Source organism: Hyphomonas sp. L-53-1-40 (genome assembly GCF_000682775.1).
Taxonomy (GTDB): Bacteria; Pseudomonadota; Alphaproteobacteria; order Caulobacterales; family Hyphomonadaceae; genus Hyphomonas.
In genome coordinates this window covers 556,073-570,929 of record NZ_AWFI01000012.1, presented here as the reverse complement: position 1 = coordinate 570,929, position 14,857 = coordinate 556,073, and the positions used below count along the sequence as shown (strand labels likewise).

Sequence of the window (14,857 nt, the reverse complement as noted above, 5' to 3'; positions counted from 1 at the left end):
ACCTATTCCCGCCCTCGGTCGAGATCTTCCTCAATCTCGATATCAATCGGCTCTCCGCTGAGGCGGTGACGGTAGACCTGAGTGTTCTCAAGGACGCGTTGGACGTAATTGCGGGTTTCCGAGAAGGGAATGAATTCCACCCAGTCAATCGGATCGACCTGACCAGTGCGGGGATCGCCATAGTCCTGGATCCACTGGCGCGGTCGGCTAGGCCCGGCATTATAGGCGGCGGCTGTCATGATGTAGCTGCCATTGAACCGCGAGAGCAGCGTGTCCAGATGCTGGCCGCCTAGGGTCATGTTATAGCCCGGATCATCGGTCAGCCAGGAAGTGCGGTAAGGCAGGCCGCGTAGCCGCGCTTCGTTACGAGCGGTGGCCGGCATGAATTGCATCAGGCCGCGTGCGCCAACATGGCTGATCGCGTTCGGGTTCATTTCGCTTTCCTGCCGAGACAGGGCCAGCATTAGCGGCCGCTCTACCTGTGGCTCGCGCAGAAGCGGATAGGCAACCACCGGGTAGGCGGCATCGGTAGAGACAATGCCTTTGGCAAGACCGGCCTTGGCACCACGAACCCCGACATCCGGCACCTGATACTCCGTAGCAATGCGGGCGAGCAGCAGATATTCGGACTCGGTCTCAAGCAGGTCGTCCATGTGATAGGCGAATTCACGGAACAGGCGTTCCTCACCGCTCTCGCCAAGCAGGCGCAGGGCCTGAACCATTGGCTTGTCCTCGAAGGCTGCAATCTCTTCTGCGGTCGGCTCTGAGGTCTTCGGGAAGGCGAGCTTCTTGTCGTCCAGACGCTCGGCGGCAAGTTGTCCGTAATAGGTGAACTTGTGCTCAGCTGCCGCCGTGTAATCTGTCCGTGCGGCATCCGGTTGGCCAAGCGCATCGCGGGCGCGACCAGCCCAATACTTGCCGCGTGCAAGGCTGATCGGTGTTGAGACGCCGTCAGACATGGTCTCGAAATGCTGCAGGCTGCGATCCGCATCATTCTTCAGGCGCAGGGCGATCCACCCAGACACCCATTCGGCCTCGGCGAAGTCGCCGCCGCTTTCCATGCCATGCGGTGAGGCCAGCTGGTAGGCGCGGCTCCAGTTGCCGTCCTTCAGATCTGTCCGGATCGCGATGTTGCGTTCGTCCCACAGGCGCGAGCGGCCAGCTTCCGGAATGTCATTCCCGTCGATGCCCGTTAGCAATGGGGTCGCCACATCCTGGTTGCGCAGTTTCTGGCGGCGCCATTTGGCGCGCTCGTAGAGCAGGCCGGGATTGTCCTGCAAGTTGGCGGGGACGGCATCGACCAATGCATCAACATTGCGCGACCGCGCAGCGAGCGCGATGCGGGCGTCGACCAGTTTACGATAGTCAGACGTGAGCAGGTATTTGAGCTTCGATGCAGCCGTGCGTTGGTTGGTCCATAGCAGGAACTCGACACGGGCGCGGTGATCATACTGGGTCAGCTGTTTGCCATAAGTGGACAGGACTTCGCGCTCGACGTCGCGTTCGAGGGAATTATTGTGCCAGGCGTCACGCACGGCTTCCAGCGCCTTGCCGGGTTCACCAATCGCACGCCAGCTATCGGCCAGCGCGATCTTGCCAGCTCCGGTAATCGGACCCGACTCGGTCAGCCAGTCGATGCGTTCCTTATGGCTGAAAGACGATTCGCCGATAATCTCTTCGGCGCGGCGGCGCATGGAGGTCTTTTTCGGCCAGTCTTGCAGCTTGTCCAGCGCGAACGAGACTTCCGAGAAATTCATGCCCGGAACGCCGCGGCTGGCCCGGATCCACATAATGAGGTTTCGCACGTCGGCATCAGAGGCCTGAGTCTGCAGATGTGCCACAGTCGGCCAGTCATAGCGGTCAGCCGCGCGGAGTGCCTTGTGCAGGATTTCCGCATTGCGGGCATCCGTTACGGAAGACGCATAGGGTCGGTCGGGTTTCAGACAGCCGCCGGGGACAGCACGGCAAGAGAGGCAAAAATGGCAACGGGTCGCATCATGAAACGTCTCTGCAGAGTTTATTTCTTGGCCAAAGCGTGAGAAGGCATTGGCGATTCATACTCGATCAAGACAAACAACACCTGAATCGCGGCAAATTTACGATGTTCCATGGCTCAATCCCAGCTCTCGTCACACCCTTCAGCAATGGTGCTGTTGACCGGGACGCTTTTGCAGCGCTGGTAGAGCGCCAGATTGCTGGCGGTTCCAGCGCGCTCGTGCCGGTCGGCACTACGGGCGAGACGTCCACACTCTCCACCCAAGAGCATAAGGATGTCGTAACGCTTTGTGTTGAAATTACCAAAGGTCGCGTGCCCGTGATTGCTGGGGCCGGGGCCAATGCCACAGACGAGGCAATCGAACTGGTCGAGCACGCCAAGGCTGTCGGCGCTGACGCTGCGTTGGTCGTATGCCCCTATTACAACAATCCCAATCAGGAAGGCCTTGAGGCCCATTTCCGAGCGATCAACGACTCGGTCGCGCTTCCGGTCCTGCTTTACAATGTGCCGGGCCGCACCGTTGTGGATCTCGCGCCGGATACGGTCACCCGCCTGGCCCAATTGCCCAACATTGTCGGCATCAAGGACGCGACTGGCGACATGGACCGCGTCAGCCAGCACGCCGCTGCGATCCCGGAAGGCACGCAATTTGTTCAGCTGTCCGGCGACGACCCGAGTGCGCTGGGCCATCTTGCCATGGGCGGCATGGGCTGCATCTCGGTCACGGCGAACGTCATGCCGGAAGCATGTGCTGCCATGCACACGGCTTTCCATGCTGGAAATCTTGATGAGGCTCGCGCGATAGAGCGCAAGCTGATCGCGTTGCACAAGGCCATGTTCTGCTCGCCATCGCCCGGACCGGCGAAATATGCCTTGTCGCGGCTCGGCTTCTGCACCGACGAGGTGCGCCTGCCGATCACCAGCCCAGGTGCAGAAAAACGGGCTGAAATCGACCAAGCCATGGCACTTGCGGGCCTGAGCGCCTAAATCAGGGCGATGTCGAAGAAAAACCAGACCAAGGGCCGCTCGGATGGGCTGGTCGCGGAGAACCGCCGCTCCCGCCGCGATTATGCGGTCGAGGACACGCTGGAGGCTGGCATCATGCTGGTCGGCTCCGAGGTAAAATCCCTGCGTCAGGGCAAGGCCAATATCGCTGAAGCCTATGTCAGCCCGGAAGATGGCGGCCTCTACCTGATCAATGCGGATATCCCGATCTACAATGCCGCCAACCGGTTCAATCATGAGCCGAAGCGCAAGCGGAAACTGCTCGTGTCCAAGCGGGAGCTGGCCAAGCTCACCCAGTCCGTCGACCGGGCCGGGCGCACCATCGTGCCGCTGAAGCTCTATTTCAACGAGCGCGGCATGGCGAAGATCCTGATCGGCCTCGCCACCGGCCGCAAGAGTCATGACAAGCGCGACGTTGAAGCCAAACGCGACTGGCAACGCCAGAAGGCGCGGATCCTGAAGGAAGGGTGAGGACTACCGCTCAGGCGGCGCGGAGTTTTGCGCCGCGAAACCTCACCAGAACCAGCCAGATGAGCAGCGCAAATAGTGGCATAAAGGCCAGCAGGAATGGCCAGGCGGACTGGTTGAAGCCCTCGGGAAAGACTTGCGGCTGACCGAGGAAAAGCGAGCCTGAGGCAATAAACATCGAAAAGCACATGCGCCAGAGATGACGCGATATACGTGCGGCGTAGGACAGCGCCTTTTTCCGTATCACGTTGAATTCTCCGAAGGCAGCAAAGCTGCCTGCCACCGCAAACAGGACAAATGCCTGAGGGGGCGAGCCATCCACCGTGCCTGTTTCGCTATTTGCGCCCATATACATGAAAATGACGCCCATCAGCGTGATCCCGAGCGCTGTTGCGAGACCAGCATGGTGCTGCCAGTTGACCCGGACCGGCCCGCGCTGGCGAACCGTGACCAGAGCCGTGATGAGCAGATACAGGGCCAGAATGCCGGCCACGAAATTGGGTCGCTGCCCTTCCTCCAGGAATGGAGCGACGCCTGCGCCGATCAGGTAGGTGATGAACATGGAAACGAAGAAAATTTGCCCGGCAAGCCGGTGAACAGCTCGGCCTTTGCGCGTCGCAATCGCGGCAGCACCGGACACGAGCCCGACAGTCCCACCGCCAATATGCGCATAGAGCAGTGCGTCAGTCGCAAGTCTGATCCAGAGCGGCGCATCCGGGTCAACTTCCAGTTTTGCCGCGTGGGCGGCCCCGGCGCCGAGAAACGCCAGTGCCAGAAAGCATGACAGAATAGGAGCGGCATATCGAGGCATGGAACGGACCTTTATCGAAAATCAATATTATCGATAAACGGGAAGTTCTCTATTGCAAACCCCTCAGTCGGATTTTGTCACTTTCTTTGCCATCGCGAAAACATCCTCGAACATTTCCGGTGTCAGGCGGCGTGTATTCGTGTTGTAGCGGCTGCAATGATAGGAGGAGATCAGCGCCAGCGGGCGGTCTTTGAATTCCACATCATAATGCGTGCCATGCCCGAAGGGATAATCCTTCAGCTTCAGGCCCAGCGTGCGTACCGTGGAATCATGGGAAATCTTGCCCAAGCAAATCATCGCCTTCAGTTTCGGCAGCGCGGAGATCCGCGCTGACAGGAAGGGGCGGCACTGATTGATCTCGGCGCCGACCGGCTTGTTCTGCGGCGGTACACAGCGCACGGCATTGGTGATCATGGCGCGCTTCAGCTTCAACCCATCATCCGGCCGCGCATCGTAGGTGCCGGTCGAGTATCCGAACTTGTCGATCGTCGCATAGAGCAGGTCACCGGCCCAGTCGCCGGTAAATGGTCGGCCCGTCCGGTTCGCCCCGGTCACGCCCGGCGCGAGCCCGATGATCAGCAATTCGGCATCCTCCGGCCCGAAGCTCGGCACGGCGCCGTTGAACCAATCCGGCTCTTTCGCCGCGACCTCTTCCCGATACGCCACAAGGCGCGGGCACAGAGGACAATCGGCCGGGGCTTCTGGGGCAAATTTCGTCGTCATGCCCCTCTCCCTAATGGGAGAGGAGCGAGACGGCTAGTACCCATCCGCGCTGCCATCCTTGCGCATTTCGGTGGCGGCGATCCATGCGCCGGTGTTGAAGTCGCGCATGATCGCCTGATAGCCGCCCGCATTCGCCTTGCAGCATTCGACCGTGTGGCCACGCGCTTCCAGTTCGGCGCGGGTTTCCGGCGGGATGCCGCTTTCCAGATGCACGATGCCCATATCGCTCTCACACGTGTCGCCGGTCAGGTCATCCGTCGGTTCGCACCCGCCGACATGTTCCCAGCGCGCAGCATCGCCGGCTTCCTGTAGCCCCATGTCGAAATCAACGAGATTCAGGATCACCTGCACATGGCCTTGTGGCTGCATGCCGCCGCCCATCAGGCCAAAGCTGAGCCAGGGCTCGAACGGACAGGCCTGCTCAATCGGCACGGCGCGCACCTGGCAGCCCGGCATGTCCTTCTTGAAGGCAAAGGCCGGGATGATCGTATGGAAGGGCCGTTTGCCGGGCTCGAACACATTCGGATGGGCCGGGTCGAGGCTGAACAGCTGGCCGCGATCCTGAAACATGAAGCCGAGGCCATCGGCGACGAGGCCCGAGCCCATGCCGCGATAGTTCGACTGGATAAGGGACACCATCATGCCGTCCTTGTCGGTGACGGTGAGGTAGGTCGTGTCGCCATCATTAAGCTTCGTGTCAGCGTCCGCAAAACCGGGCGCCGGGGGCGCCATGGCTTGCTTGAGGTCGATATTGGTCGCGCGCTCGGTATTGTAGCCCTCACGCACGAAGACCTTCGGATCGATGCCGGACGTTTCTGGATCAGCATATCCCCGCGCGCGGTCCGCAAAGGCGAGTCGCTTCGCTTCCACTTGCGCCATGATCGAGTCGGCCGAGCCGAAGCCCATGCCGCGCAGGTCGAACCGTTCCAGCATCTGCAGCATTTGCAGCGCCGCGATGCCCTGCGTGTTCGGCGGCAATTCGCAGACCTTGTAGTCACCGCGATAGGTCACACAGATTGGCTCGACCCACTCGCCGGTATGGGCGGCAAAATCCTCATAGGTCAGGAAGCCGCCGATCCGCTCGAAATAGTCGCCCATGATGTGGGCGGTCTCGCCGGAATAGAATTCGTCGCGGCCTTTATAGGCTATCCGCTCCAGCGTGTCGGCAAGGTCCGGATTGCGGAACAGGCTGCCTTCTTTCGGGGCGGGCGAGAAATAGGTCGCCTTGGCATTGTCGAACTCTTCCAGCATGCCGCTGTCAGCCGCTTCCTGCAGGCGCGTTGCGTTGCGGCCCCAATAATAGGCAATGACTTCCGGGATCGGCGCCCCATCACGGGCATACTGAATGGCCGGTTCGAGGTTCATGTTCATCGGCCGCTTGCCGAATTTGCCATGCAGTGCGTACCAGCCGTCGACTGTGCCGGGCACAGTGACAGGCGCCGCGCCGAAGGGCGGGATTTCCTCACCGTCCATGAATTCATCGGCTTTGGCCTGCATGTCTTCTAGCGTTGCGCCCATCGGAGAGCGACCAGAGCCATTATAACCGTAGAGCTGCTGCGTCTCCGGATCCCAAACGATGGCGAACAGATCGCCGCCAATGCCGTTTCCGGTCGGCTCGACAAGGCCCAGCATCGCATTTGCGGCAATAGCCGCATCCACGGCTGATCCGCCGGCTTTCAGCACATCAAGCGCCGTCTGCGTGGCGAGGGGATGGGCTGTGGCGGCCGCGCCATTCGGGGCCACCACAGAGGAGCGCGTGCCAAGGTCCCGCCCGGTAATCATCCGGTCGCCCGGCCCCGGCGGCGTGGCTTCGGCATCCTTTTCTATGGATATCCGGACCACTTTCTTCTGCGTGACCTTCGCGGTGGCGTCTACTTGCGCCTCATCCTGTGCTGGCGGTGTAGCGCACGCGTACAATCCGATAGCCAGCGCTGTTGCGGCGATTGCCTGAATGGGTCTCATCAGCCTCTCCTGTTCTCATCTGACGAGAGCTTAGCGCGCTTTGGGGCAGAAGCGAGTCCCAGCGAGGCCGAACAAACGCGTCGCGCGGTTCCCATGCCCGGCCCACGGTTTCGAGATAGGAATGGATCAGTCCATCAAGCATAGCTCACCACCTCCCACTCGATGTCATCATGGTCGTGGAAATAGAACCGGCTGCCTGGGTCATAGGTCTGGTGGCTATGGGTGCGATAGCCAGCGGCGAGGATCTTCTGCTCGGTCGCGTCCAGATCATCCACCAGGATGCCGAAATGATTGACGGCGCCGGTCCGGTAATAGCTTTCCTCATCTGGCCGGTCTTGCTGGGGCAGCGCATACAGTGCGAGGTAATCCTCATCCGTGCCGACATGCACCGTATAGCCATCATATTTGGACGGGCCTTCCCAGCGCACTTTCCAGCCAAACAAACGGGTCAGCATGGACGCGGTCTTCTTTGGATCACTGACGGTCACATTCACATGTTCGAACTTTGCAATACTCATTGTTTTCAACTCCATTTCGTCTTCATCAAATCTCTGATAAAGCTGTCGTAATTCCTCGACTTAAGTTGAGGTCAAGCGTGAAATAGGAGATTTTTTCATGGCAGTTCCGAAGGGCTTGGCGATCGGAGATGTGGCTGCGCGGACCGGCCTGTCGGTCTCGGCGATCCGTTTCTACGAAGGGCGGGGATTGGTTCACCCAGAACGGTCCTCTGGCGGCCAGCGTGTCTTCCTGCGCTCGGACATTCGTCGCCTGTCCTTTATCCTGATCGCCCAACAGATTGGCCTGACCATCGAAGAGATCAGCCAGCTCCTGTCGTCATTGCCGGAGCGGCGTACGCCGACCAAGCGGGACTGGACCCGTATCAGTACGGCCTTCCGGCACATGCTGGATGAACGGATCGCGCTTATGGAGCGGACGCGCCGGAAGCTGGACGGCTGTATCGGTTGTGGCTGCCTGTCCCTGAAAAAATGCCAACTTTACAATCCGGAGGATCGTGCGCGTGGGCTCGGCACAGGACCGCGATTCCTGCTTGAGGATGTCAGCGTGGTGTCGACCGAAACCTAGTCTTGGCGCTCTGGGGGTTGAGGGAAGTAATGGGTGGCCATGCGCGTGGCGATTTCCTGGCCCTTCACGGCAAAATCAGCTTCAGCCTCGACCGCGCGATTGTCACAGGTCTGGTAGATGCGCCCGGCGCTTGTGAAGGCCTCATTGAAGGCGTCGACCAGTGAGCTGCGGACCGCGCCGCGATTGGGCGCTTCGTACTTCAGCATGTCGGACATGTAGCGCCGCCAATACTGGTCATCGCGGCCATTGCACTTTGCGCGGATCGCGTGGGCGGCGCCCAGCGTGGCTGCGAGATCGGTCGCATCGCGGAAATAATCCGGTCCACGAATCGGCAATTCCGATTGCGCTGTGCTTGCGCCGCAGAACATCACCGCGCTAAGCAGGAGAATATGAAAACCTGTTTGCTTCATGCGACGACTTTTGCGCGCATTCGTGAAAGGCTCAAGGGCCTTGAACATGAGATCCAGTTCATTGTCATGGATGAGGACGGCCTGTTCTCCCATGCCGGGGACAGCACCGTTGTGCATAACGTCAAACCCGACATCGTGTTCGGGAATACCGATGTCTGGTTTGGCAGCCATGCCCGCGACTTCATGATCGCCGTACTCAAGACTGGCGGGATAGATTGGTTCCAGTCCTCCGCGGCTGGGCTCGACAATCCGGCACTGATCTCCGTTGGCAAGATTTCCCGCACGTTTTGTACCAACCACACGCAGTCCGAAGCCATGGCCGAATGGGCGCTCTGGCAGTCTTTCGACTTTTTCAAGAAGGGTCCGGAGCATCGCGCACAACAGGCCGAGGCTGACTGGAACCGGCTCGAGATGCGTGAGATGATGGGGTCGCGCTGGCTGATTGTCGGGTTTGGGTCCATCGGGTCGGCGGTCGGCAAGCGGGTCCAGCTACTCGGCGGTCACGTGACGGGCGCACGGCGCTCGCCTGGTCCGGCTGAGGGCGCTGATCATATTGTACCGATGGCGCTGGTGACGAGCGAACTGGAGCAAGCCGACGTGGTCCTGCTCAGCGTTCCGTTGACAGATGAAACGGCTGGCATGGTCGATGCGGAATTCCTGGCAGGCATGCGCCCGGATGCGCTGCTGATGAATCTTGGCCGCGGGCAGTTGGTGGATGAGGCGGCGCTCGTCGCGGCGCTGGATGCGGGGCGCCCGGCCTTCGCCTCAGTTGACGTCACCGCCGAAGAACCTTTGCCAAGCGACAGCCCGCTCTGGCGCCATCCCAAAGTCGCGATCACACCGCACAACAGCGCCATGACGCAGGCGACCTATATTCGCGCGGACGAGACCTTTCTGGACAATCTCAAGCGCTATCTGGCCAATGAGCCGCTGAAACACGTGGTGCCGCGCGAGACGTTTGCTGACTGAGCAGTGGAACTGCTTGCGCTTTTGGGCGTTCCGGTTGGCAGACATCTGCCACCGGAGGAATTCCCATGTCATCACTCATCCTGCGCTCCTTGCTGAGCGGCAGCGCCGCAATCATGCTTGTGGGCTGTGCGACCGCTGAACATCATGAGGCCACTGCACCCGACGCCATGACGGTCACTGGCACAAGCGGCACGCAGCTCACCGCTACCCCGCTCGAAACCTTTGACAGCGCCTGGGCGATGACCTTCCTGCCGGATGGCCGCGCACTTGTTTCAGAAAAGGATGGTGATCTCTGGCTGCTGGATACCGCGGGCAAGAAACTGGGCGAAATCGCCAATGTCCCTTCGGTCACGGCAATGGGGCAGGGAGGTCTGGGGGACATTATCGTCCACCCGGACTTCGCTGAGAACGGCACCGTCTTCATTTCTTACGTCGAACGCGATGAGACGGATGAGAGCTTGAGCGGGGCAGCCGTTGAGCGCGCAACGTTGACCCTTACTGACACGGGCGGCACATTGGAGGGGCGCGACGTGATTTGGCGCCAGACACCAAAAGTGAAAGGCAACGGCCATTACGGCCATCGTCTTGCCATCGCACCGGATGGTCATCTCTTCATCGCCTCAGGAGAGCGTCAGAAGTTCACTCCGGCGCAAAACATGGCCATGAATTTGGGGAAGGTAGTTCGTGTCAATCAGGACGGGTCTGTTCCGGAAGACAACCCTTTCTTCGGAAACGGCGCGGTTGCAGATCAGGTGTGGACGCTTGGTCATCGCAATCCGCTGGGCATTGCATTTGACGGGCAAGAGCGCCTCTGGGTCGTTGAAATGGGCCCAAAGGGTGGGGACGAGCTGAACCTGATCGTACGGTCCGAGAATTACGGCTATCCCGAAGTCTCTGAGGGCGATCACTATAGTGGAAAGCCGATCCCGACACATGAAAGCAATCCGATTTTCGAGGACCCGGCGATCGCTTGGGTTCCGGCAATAAGCCCGGCCGGTTTGGTATTCTATGATGGGGAGATGTTTGCCGATTGGCAGGGCAATGCGTTCATCGGAGGACTGTCCTCGCAGGCATTGATCCGCGTCTCCTTCGAGACTGAACCGACTGACAATCTCGGACAACCGCCCAAGGATGGCCAAACCGAACCGGTGGCCAAGGAGGCCGAGCGCTATGAATGGGGAAAACGCATTCGCGAAGTTGAGCAAGGACCAGACGGCGCGCTCTATGTTCTGGAGGACAAGGAAGGTGGTCGCCTGATCAAGCTGACACCGGCCGCCGCGCAGTAAAACGATTACAGCCGGGCCTGTGGGCCCGGCTGTATATGTTTCCGGCGTGATGTTTTCTATGCGGTCGCTTTGGTCCGCAGGCTGGCCATCCGTTCGATGGCTGATTCGGCATCGCGCATTATGTCTGCCACGATCTCCGCGACGGGCTTGACCTCCCTCACGCCGCCAGCCGACTGGCCCATGGCGAAGCAGGAGGTGTCCGCATCGAGTTTGGCTTCGTCCGTGATGCCCCCAATGCCCCCAATTACGCCTGTCCGGGTAGAATGGATGGCTTGGTGCGGGAAGGGCTGAATGTCCTGCGGGCGCGTTTCCCAGTCATTGATATAGTCATTCGTGCGGCAACGCATCGGCTTGCCCGAATAGCAACGCGTGCGTGTCGTATCGGTGTCGCCCGCGCCAACGACCGTGTCCTTGTACATCTGCGCGGCATGGGCCTCGGTCGAGGCGATGAATCGCGTACCCATCCAGACGCCGCAGGCTCCGAGTGCGAGCGCTGCTGCGAGGCCGCGACCGTCATATATGCCGCCTGCCGCGATCACCGGAATGTTCACGGCTTCCACGGCCTGCGCCACCAGCGGCATCGTTCCCACCAGACCCGTATGCCCGCCGCCTTCACCGCCCTGCAGGATGACCGCATCACAGCCAGCCTGTTCGGCCTTGATGGCATGCTTCACCGCGCCGCCGACGACCATGACTTTCACATTTGCCTTTTTCAGGCGCTCCATGATCGGCATTGGAACGCCAAGACCGGCAATAAAACTGTCGGCACCATTGTTAATGATGACATCCACGCTCTCTTCAAGGCTTTCCGGACTGGCAGCCAGCAGGTCCACACCAAAGGGCCGGTCGGTCAGTTCGCGCACGCGCTTCATCTGGCCTTCAATGAAGTCCGGGGTCGTTCCCGCCATGCCGAGCACGCCATATCCGCCCGCATTGCACATGGCCGCACAAACTTCGGCGTAGGACACACCGCCCATGCCCGCGAGCATGATGGGGTGTTCGGTGTTCAACATTTCTGTGAGTGCGGTTTTTATGGCCATGACGGCGTCTCCCTGACTTTATGAATTCTTCTGAAAAGACCCTAATTTGCCGTCCTTGCGTCAACGCAAGGCTGTTTGACCAAGCGCGATTCCTGGCAGGGTGAAGGGACGTGATTGGCTCCAGGCCTGTCCACGTGATTCGGGCATAAAACGGAATAGGATCCTGTTTCGACGCTATTAAGCGGTTGAAAGACCATTCGCTTGCGAATCGGAGACGGTGATATTTGGCGGGGAAGATGATGAATAAATGCCCGATCCGGCCCAAATCTGCGCCGTTGGAGCGCGAATTCGCTATTTTGGGCGCAGTTTGCGCAAAAAGCGCTGCATCAGACCTTCAGCTGAAACCATCTTTGCGTCGTGGTCGGCAGATGTTAAACCTCTGCCCGGTCATCTTTGACCTGAAGTAGGGGAATAAAGCATGAAACAACTCCTGATTATCGGTGCCGCTGCGCTTGTACTGGCTGCATGCGCTGCAGAAGAAACAACGGCTCCTGAAGATACGACGGCTGCTGAATCCATCGAAGAAGCTGCAGATGATGCTGCTGATGCAATGGACGAAGCTGCTGCCGATGCAGGCGACGCGCTCAGCGAAGCTGGCGACAACATTGAAGCGGCTGCGGAAGATGCAGGCGATGCAATGGACGAAGCAATGGATGACGCTGAAGAAGCTGTCGACGACGCTGCGGACGAACTTGAAGAAGAGCCAACCGAGTAATCGGTCTGGTCCTACCAGAATTGAAAAGGGCTGCCCTCGGGCAGCCCTTTTTTTGTGAGACCAGGCGGTCGATCAGAATTTCTGGTACGCGCCGTCTACCAGCAGCGTATCGCCCGAGTGGAAGCTCGAAGCGTCAGACGCCAGATAGACGGCAATTCCGCCGAAATCCTCCGGCTTGCCCCAGCGACGGATTGGAACGCGCGCAATGACCTTGCTGTTGAAAACGTCGTTGTCCTGCGCGCCGTCCGTCATGTCGGTCGCGATCCAGCCCGGCAGGATGGAATTTGCACGGATCTGATAGCGGCCATATTCGACGGCGATGGCGTTCATCATGGCGATGAGGCCACCCTTGGTATGCCCATATGCCTGATTGCGCGCTGCACCCGACAGCGCAGCGAGCGATGCTGTGCCGATCAGCGAGCCTCCTGGATCGCCAGCCTTGGCACGCTTGACCATGGATTTGGCAGCCTCGCGCAAGGTTAGGAAGGCACCTTCCGAGTTGATGCGTTGATTGTACTGCCACGTCTCCAAAGTCATTTCATGGAAATTCGCTGCGCCGCGCCCAACCCCGGCATTGGCGATACAGGTATCGATTCGACCGTATTCTTCTTCAGTTTCGGCCATGGCCTTCACGATTTGGTCTTCCTCGGCCACGTCGACCTTCTTTGAAGACGCTTTGCCAGTTCCGAGACCCTCGAGTTTCTTTAGGGCCGCAGCGTTGTCATCTTCCTTGCGTCCCCATATGACGACATCCGCATTAGAGGCAGCGAGCGCTTCGGCCATGCCGAGACCAATGCCTTTATTGCCGCCAGTGATGACGCAGACCTTTCCGGCCAAGTTGAATGGGGCGTATGTCATATTGTGTCCTCCGCGACTTTTTTGCTTGGTCAGCAGATCAAGCGGGTGACGTAGGGGCGGTCAAGCTTCGTTTGAGCTGTGAACTAGATGGCGCGCGGAATTGATGATGCGACGGGTTTCGTCCCATAGCGGCAAGGTGGCCAGCCTGGCAGGACTGATCCACTCGGCATGGGCTGCGTCGTCCCCCGCTACCGGGCTTCCGGACATCCAAACCGCAGCATAGTCGAATAATAGATAATGGCGGGTCACGTCACCGGACCCGCGAGAGGTAAAGATCGCATCCACAACATCTATCAGACCCACGAGCCGTGCGGTGATCCCGGTCTCTTCCGCAAGCGTTGCGCGCTCGCCCGCTTCGATACGGCCGCCGGGCAGGGACCATTCGCCTTGCAAGGGTTTGGTGCCCCGCTGGATCAGAAGAACATCGTCTCCCCGAAAACAGACCGTACCGACCGCTGGGACCACGCTTCTGGAATTGGTGCCTGCCACGCTCAAGCTTCGCAAAGGGCGCGCAGTTTCACCAATTCGGCCTCGAGATGCTGGTCCGAGCGTGCGAGCGGGTTGCCGGTGCGCTGCTGGATTCGATGGATCAACGGCATCCTCAGCAGTGGAATGACAGATGGGTCTGTCCCGACGAGCTTGGCCGCACCCAACACATTCTTGCGCTTGAGTGCCGTCAGGATCTGATCGAATACGACGGCGCGCCGGATCGACTTCAGGCGAGCGGCATGGGCGGCCGTGACTTCCGCATGTGGGGTCGGCTGGCGGAGCGCTTCGCCGGCCGTATGTTCGAGCGCGTCCAGCGCCACGGCATCAAGCCGATGAGATATCGAATTGCCATGCTTACGATAGAAATACATCACGTCCGGCACGCTCATCATCCGCGCTCCGGTCGATAACAGCCGCACGATCAGATCGTAATCTTCGCCAATCCGCATCGTCTCATTATAGCGAAGCGAATTGGCTTCCAGCGCGCTGCGGCGGATCAGTGGCTTGGCATAACCGAGCTTGCTGCCCCGTCCATAAAGCATGTTCGCCTTGATGTATTCGCTCTCCATGATCCTGGCCGGGCGATCCCGCAAATCCCCCTCGAACATCGTGAAGATATTGGCGGGACCGTCGGACTGGAACACGGCAAGATTGTCGATCAGGATGTCTGCGCCGGTGTCTTCGGCGGCGGTCAGCATGCGCTCCAACCGGTCGGGACGGATCAAGTCATCGCTGTCCACGATGGCGACCCAATCGCCTTTGGCATGCTCGAGTGCGTGGTTGCGAACCGGGGCAGGTCCGCCATAACGCGTGCCGCTGAAGACGCTCAGTCGCGCATCCTTTTTCGCGATTTCCTGGGCAATCTCGACGCTCCGGTCGCTGGACCCGTCATCCACAAGGATCAGTTCCAGCGCCGTATTGGTCTGATTCAGGACGGATCTTATGGCGCTGGCAAGAAATGCCTCGCAATTATAGTTCGCCATGATGACCGATATCACGGGTTTTTGCGGAATCTCATACGCCACGGCGGCTCACCTGTTCA

16 protein-coding genes are annotated in these 14,857 nt (G+C 59.7%); 6 read left to right on the top strand and 10 right to left on the bottom strand.

Features of this window, described 5'->3' with window-relative positions; all coding sequences use genetic code 11:
• Window positions 1-2 precede the first annotated feature (2 nt).
• The gene (locus L53_RS08620) at window positions 3-1,841 is read right to left on the bottom strand and encodes a lytic transglycosylase domain-containing protein (protein WP_156947864.1); all 1,839 of its coding nucleotides are present in this window, start codon (window positions 1,839-1,841) and stop codon (window positions 3-5) included.
• A gap of 260 nt (window positions 1,842-2,101) precedes the next feature.
• Here L53_RS08620 and dapA point away from each other — a divergent pair, with 260 nt between their 5' ends.
• Together dapA and smpB are read left to right on the top strand one after the other, a co-directional pair.
• A complete protein-coding gene (gene dapA / locus L53_RS08615; protein ID WP_034814096.1) occupies window positions 2,102-2,983 on the top strand; it encodes a 4-hydroxy-tetrahydrodipicolinate synthase in 882 nt (293 codons plus the stop codon).
• Window positions 2,984-2,992: 9 nt separating this feature from the next.
• Window positions 2,993-3,472 (top strand): SsrA-binding protein SmpB, encoded by a 480-nt coding sequence (gene smpB, locus L53_RS08610; protein WP_034814095.1) that lies wholly within the window; start codon window positions 2,993-2,995, stop codon window positions 3,470-3,472.
• 10 nt (window positions 3,473-3,482) lie between these two features.
• Here the strand turns inward: smpB and L53_RS08605 are convergent, their stop codons facing one another.
• The 4 genes from L53_RS08605 to L53_RS08590 all read right to left on the bottom strand — a co-directional run bounded on the left by L53_RS08605 (window position 3,483) and on the right by L53_RS08590 (window position 7,483).
• Entirely contained in the window at window positions 3,483-4,280 is a 798-nt protein-coding gene (locus L53_RS08605; protein ID WP_051607730.1) for a hypothetical protein, read from the bottom strand.
• 63 nt (window positions 4,281-4,343) lie between these two features.
• Window positions 4,344-5,003: a uracil-DNA glycosylase gene (locus L53_RS08600; RefSeq protein WP_034814094.1), complete on the bottom strand. Its 660-nt coding sequence runs from the start codon at window positions 5,001-5,003 to the stop codon at window positions 4,344-4,346.
• Between the two features lie 33 nt (window positions 5,004-5,036).
• Window positions 5,037-6,965 (bottom strand): gamma-glutamyltransferase family protein, encoded by a 1,929-nt coding sequence (locus L53_RS08595; RefSeq protein WP_084333261.1) that lies wholly within the window; start codon window positions 6,963-6,965, stop codon window positions 5,037-5,039.
• A gap of 134 nt (window positions 6,966-7,099) precedes the next feature.
• Entirely contained in the window at window positions 7,100-7,483 is a 384-nt protein-coding gene (locus L53_RS08590; RefSeq protein ID WP_034814406.1) for a VOC family protein, read from the bottom strand.
• Between the two features lie 97 nt (window positions 7,484-7,580).
• Here L53_RS08590 and soxR point away from each other — a divergent pair, with 97 nt between their 5' ends.
• Complete coding sequence (gene soxR / locus L53_RS08585) at window positions 7,581-8,048, top strand: redox-sensitive transcriptional activator SoxR (RefSeq protein WP_034814093.1); 468 nt, start codon at window positions 7,581-7,583, stop codon at window positions 8,046-8,048.
• Here soxR and L53_RS16995 read toward each other — a convergent pair.
• Complete coding sequence (locus tag L53_RS16995) at window positions 8,045-8,458, bottom strand: TIGR02301 family protein (RefSeq protein WP_034814092.1); 414 nt, start codon at window positions 8,456-8,458, stop codon at window positions 8,045-8,047. The two genes, soxR and L53_RS16995, sit on opposite strands and share 4 nt — an antisense overlap.
• On the opposite strand from L53_RS16995, the gene L53_RS08575 reads away from it, so the two are divergent.
• Entirely contained in the window at window positions 8,438-9,427 is a 990-nt protein-coding gene (locus L53_RS08575; protein ID WP_084333259.1) for a D-2-hydroxyacid dehydrogenase, read from the top strand. The genes L53_RS16995 and L53_RS08575 overlap by 21 nt on opposite strands.
• 65 nt (window positions 9,428-9,492) lie before the next feature.
• Complete coding sequence (locus tag L53_RS08570; protein ID WP_051607728.1) at window positions 9,493-10,713, top strand: PQQ-dependent sugar dehydrogenase; 1,221 nt, start codon at window positions 9,493-9,495, stop codon at window positions 10,711-10,713.
• A gap of 56 nt (window positions 10,714-10,769) precedes the next feature.
• Here the strand turns inward: L53_RS08570 and L53_RS08565 are convergent, their stop codons facing one another.
• Complete coding sequence (locus L53_RS08565) at window positions 10,770-11,753, bottom strand: nitronate monooxygenase family protein (RefSeq protein ID WP_034814091.1); 984 nt, start codon at window positions 11,751-11,753, stop codon at window positions 10,770-10,772.
• A gap of 418 nt (window positions 11,754-12,171) precedes the next feature.
• Between L53_RS08565 and L53_RS08560 the strand changes: the two genes are divergently transcribed.
• Window positions 12,172-12,468, top strand: a complete 297-nt coding sequence (locus tag L53_RS08560) for a hypothetical protein (protein WP_034814090.1) — start codon at window positions 12,172-12,174, stop codon at window positions 12,466-12,468.
• 72 nt (window positions 12,469-12,540) lie between these two features.
• Here L53_RS08560 and L53_RS08555 read toward each other — a convergent pair whose 3' ends face one another.
• From L53_RS08555 to L53_RS08545, 3 genes are read right to left on the bottom strand one after another with little or no spacing between them, the layout of a single operon-like run.
• The gene (locus tag L53_RS08555; RefSeq protein ID WP_034814089.1) at window positions 12,541-13,326 is read right to left on the bottom strand and encodes an SDR family NAD(P)-dependent oxidoreductase; all 786 of its coding nucleotides are present in this window, start codon (window positions 13,324-13,326) and stop codon (window positions 12,541-12,543) included.
• Window positions 13,327-13,386: 60 nt separating this feature from the next.
• The gene (locus tag L53_RS08550) at window positions 13,387-13,815 is read right to left on the bottom strand and encodes an NUDIX hydrolase (RefSeq protein ID WP_199285732.1); all 429 of its coding nucleotides are present in this window, start codon (window positions 13,813-13,815) and stop codon (window positions 13,387-13,389) included.
• 2 nt (window positions 13,816-13,817) lie between these two features.
• Window positions 13,818-14,840 (bottom strand): glycosyltransferase family 2 protein, encoded by a 1,023-nt coding sequence (locus tag L53_RS08545; RefSeq protein ID WP_156947863.1) that lies wholly within the window; start codon window positions 14,838-14,840, stop codon window positions 13,818-13,820.
• Between the last annotated feature and the right edge of the window lie 17 nt (window positions 14,841-14,857).

Bases quoted from the DNA above. Each gene is read 5' to 3' on its own strand.
- dapA (WP_034814096.1), top strand. From the start codon at position 2,102: ATGTTCCATGGCTCAATCCCAGCTCTCGTCACACCCTTCAGCAATGGT.
- smpB (WP_034814095.1), top strand. From the start codon at position 2,993: ATGTCGAAGAAAAACCAGACCAAGGGCCGCTCGGATGGGCTGGTCGCG.
- L53_RS08605 (WP_051607730.1), bottom strand. From the start codon at position 4,280: ATGCCTCGATATGCCGCTCCTATTCTGTCATGCTTTCTGGCACTGGCG.
- L53_RS08600 (WP_034814094.1), bottom strand. From the start codon at position 5,003: ATGACGACGAAATTTGCCCCAGAAGCCCCGGCCGATTGTCCTCTGTGC.
- L53_RS08595 (WP_084333261.1), bottom strand. From the start codon at position 6,965: ATGAGACCCATTCAGGCAATCGCCGCAACAGCGCTGGCTATCGGATTG.
- L53_RS08590 (WP_034814406.1), bottom strand. From the start codon at position 7,483: ATGAGTATTGCAAAGTTCGAACATGTGAATGTGACCGTCAGTGATCCA.
- soxR (WP_034814093.1), top strand. From the start codon at position 7,581: ATGGCAGTTCCGAAGGGCTTGGCGATCGGAGATGTGGCTGCGCGGACC.
- L53_RS08575 (WP_084333259.1), top strand. From the start codon at position 8,438: ATGAAAACCTGTTTGCTTCATGCGACGACTTTTGCGCGCATTCGTGAA.
- L53_RS16995 (WP_034814092.1), bottom strand. From the start codon at position 8,458: ATGAAGCAAACAGGTTTTCATATTCTCCTGCTTAGCGCGGTGATGTTC.
- L53_RS08570 (WP_051607728.1), top strand. From the start codon at position 9,493: ATGTCATCACTCATCCTGCGCTCCTTGCTGAGCGGCAGCGCCGCAATC.
- L53_RS08565 (WP_034814091.1), bottom strand. From the start codon at position 11,753: ATGGCCATAAAAACCGCACTCACAGAAATGTTGAACACCGAACACCCC.
- L53_RS08560 (WP_034814090.1), top strand. From the start codon at position 12,172: ATGAAACAACTCCTGATTATCGGTGCCGCTGCGCTTGTACTGGCTGCA.
- L53_RS08555 (WP_034814089.1), bottom strand. From the start codon at position 13,326: ATGACATACGCCCCATTCAACTTGGCCGGAAAGGTCTGCGTCATCACT.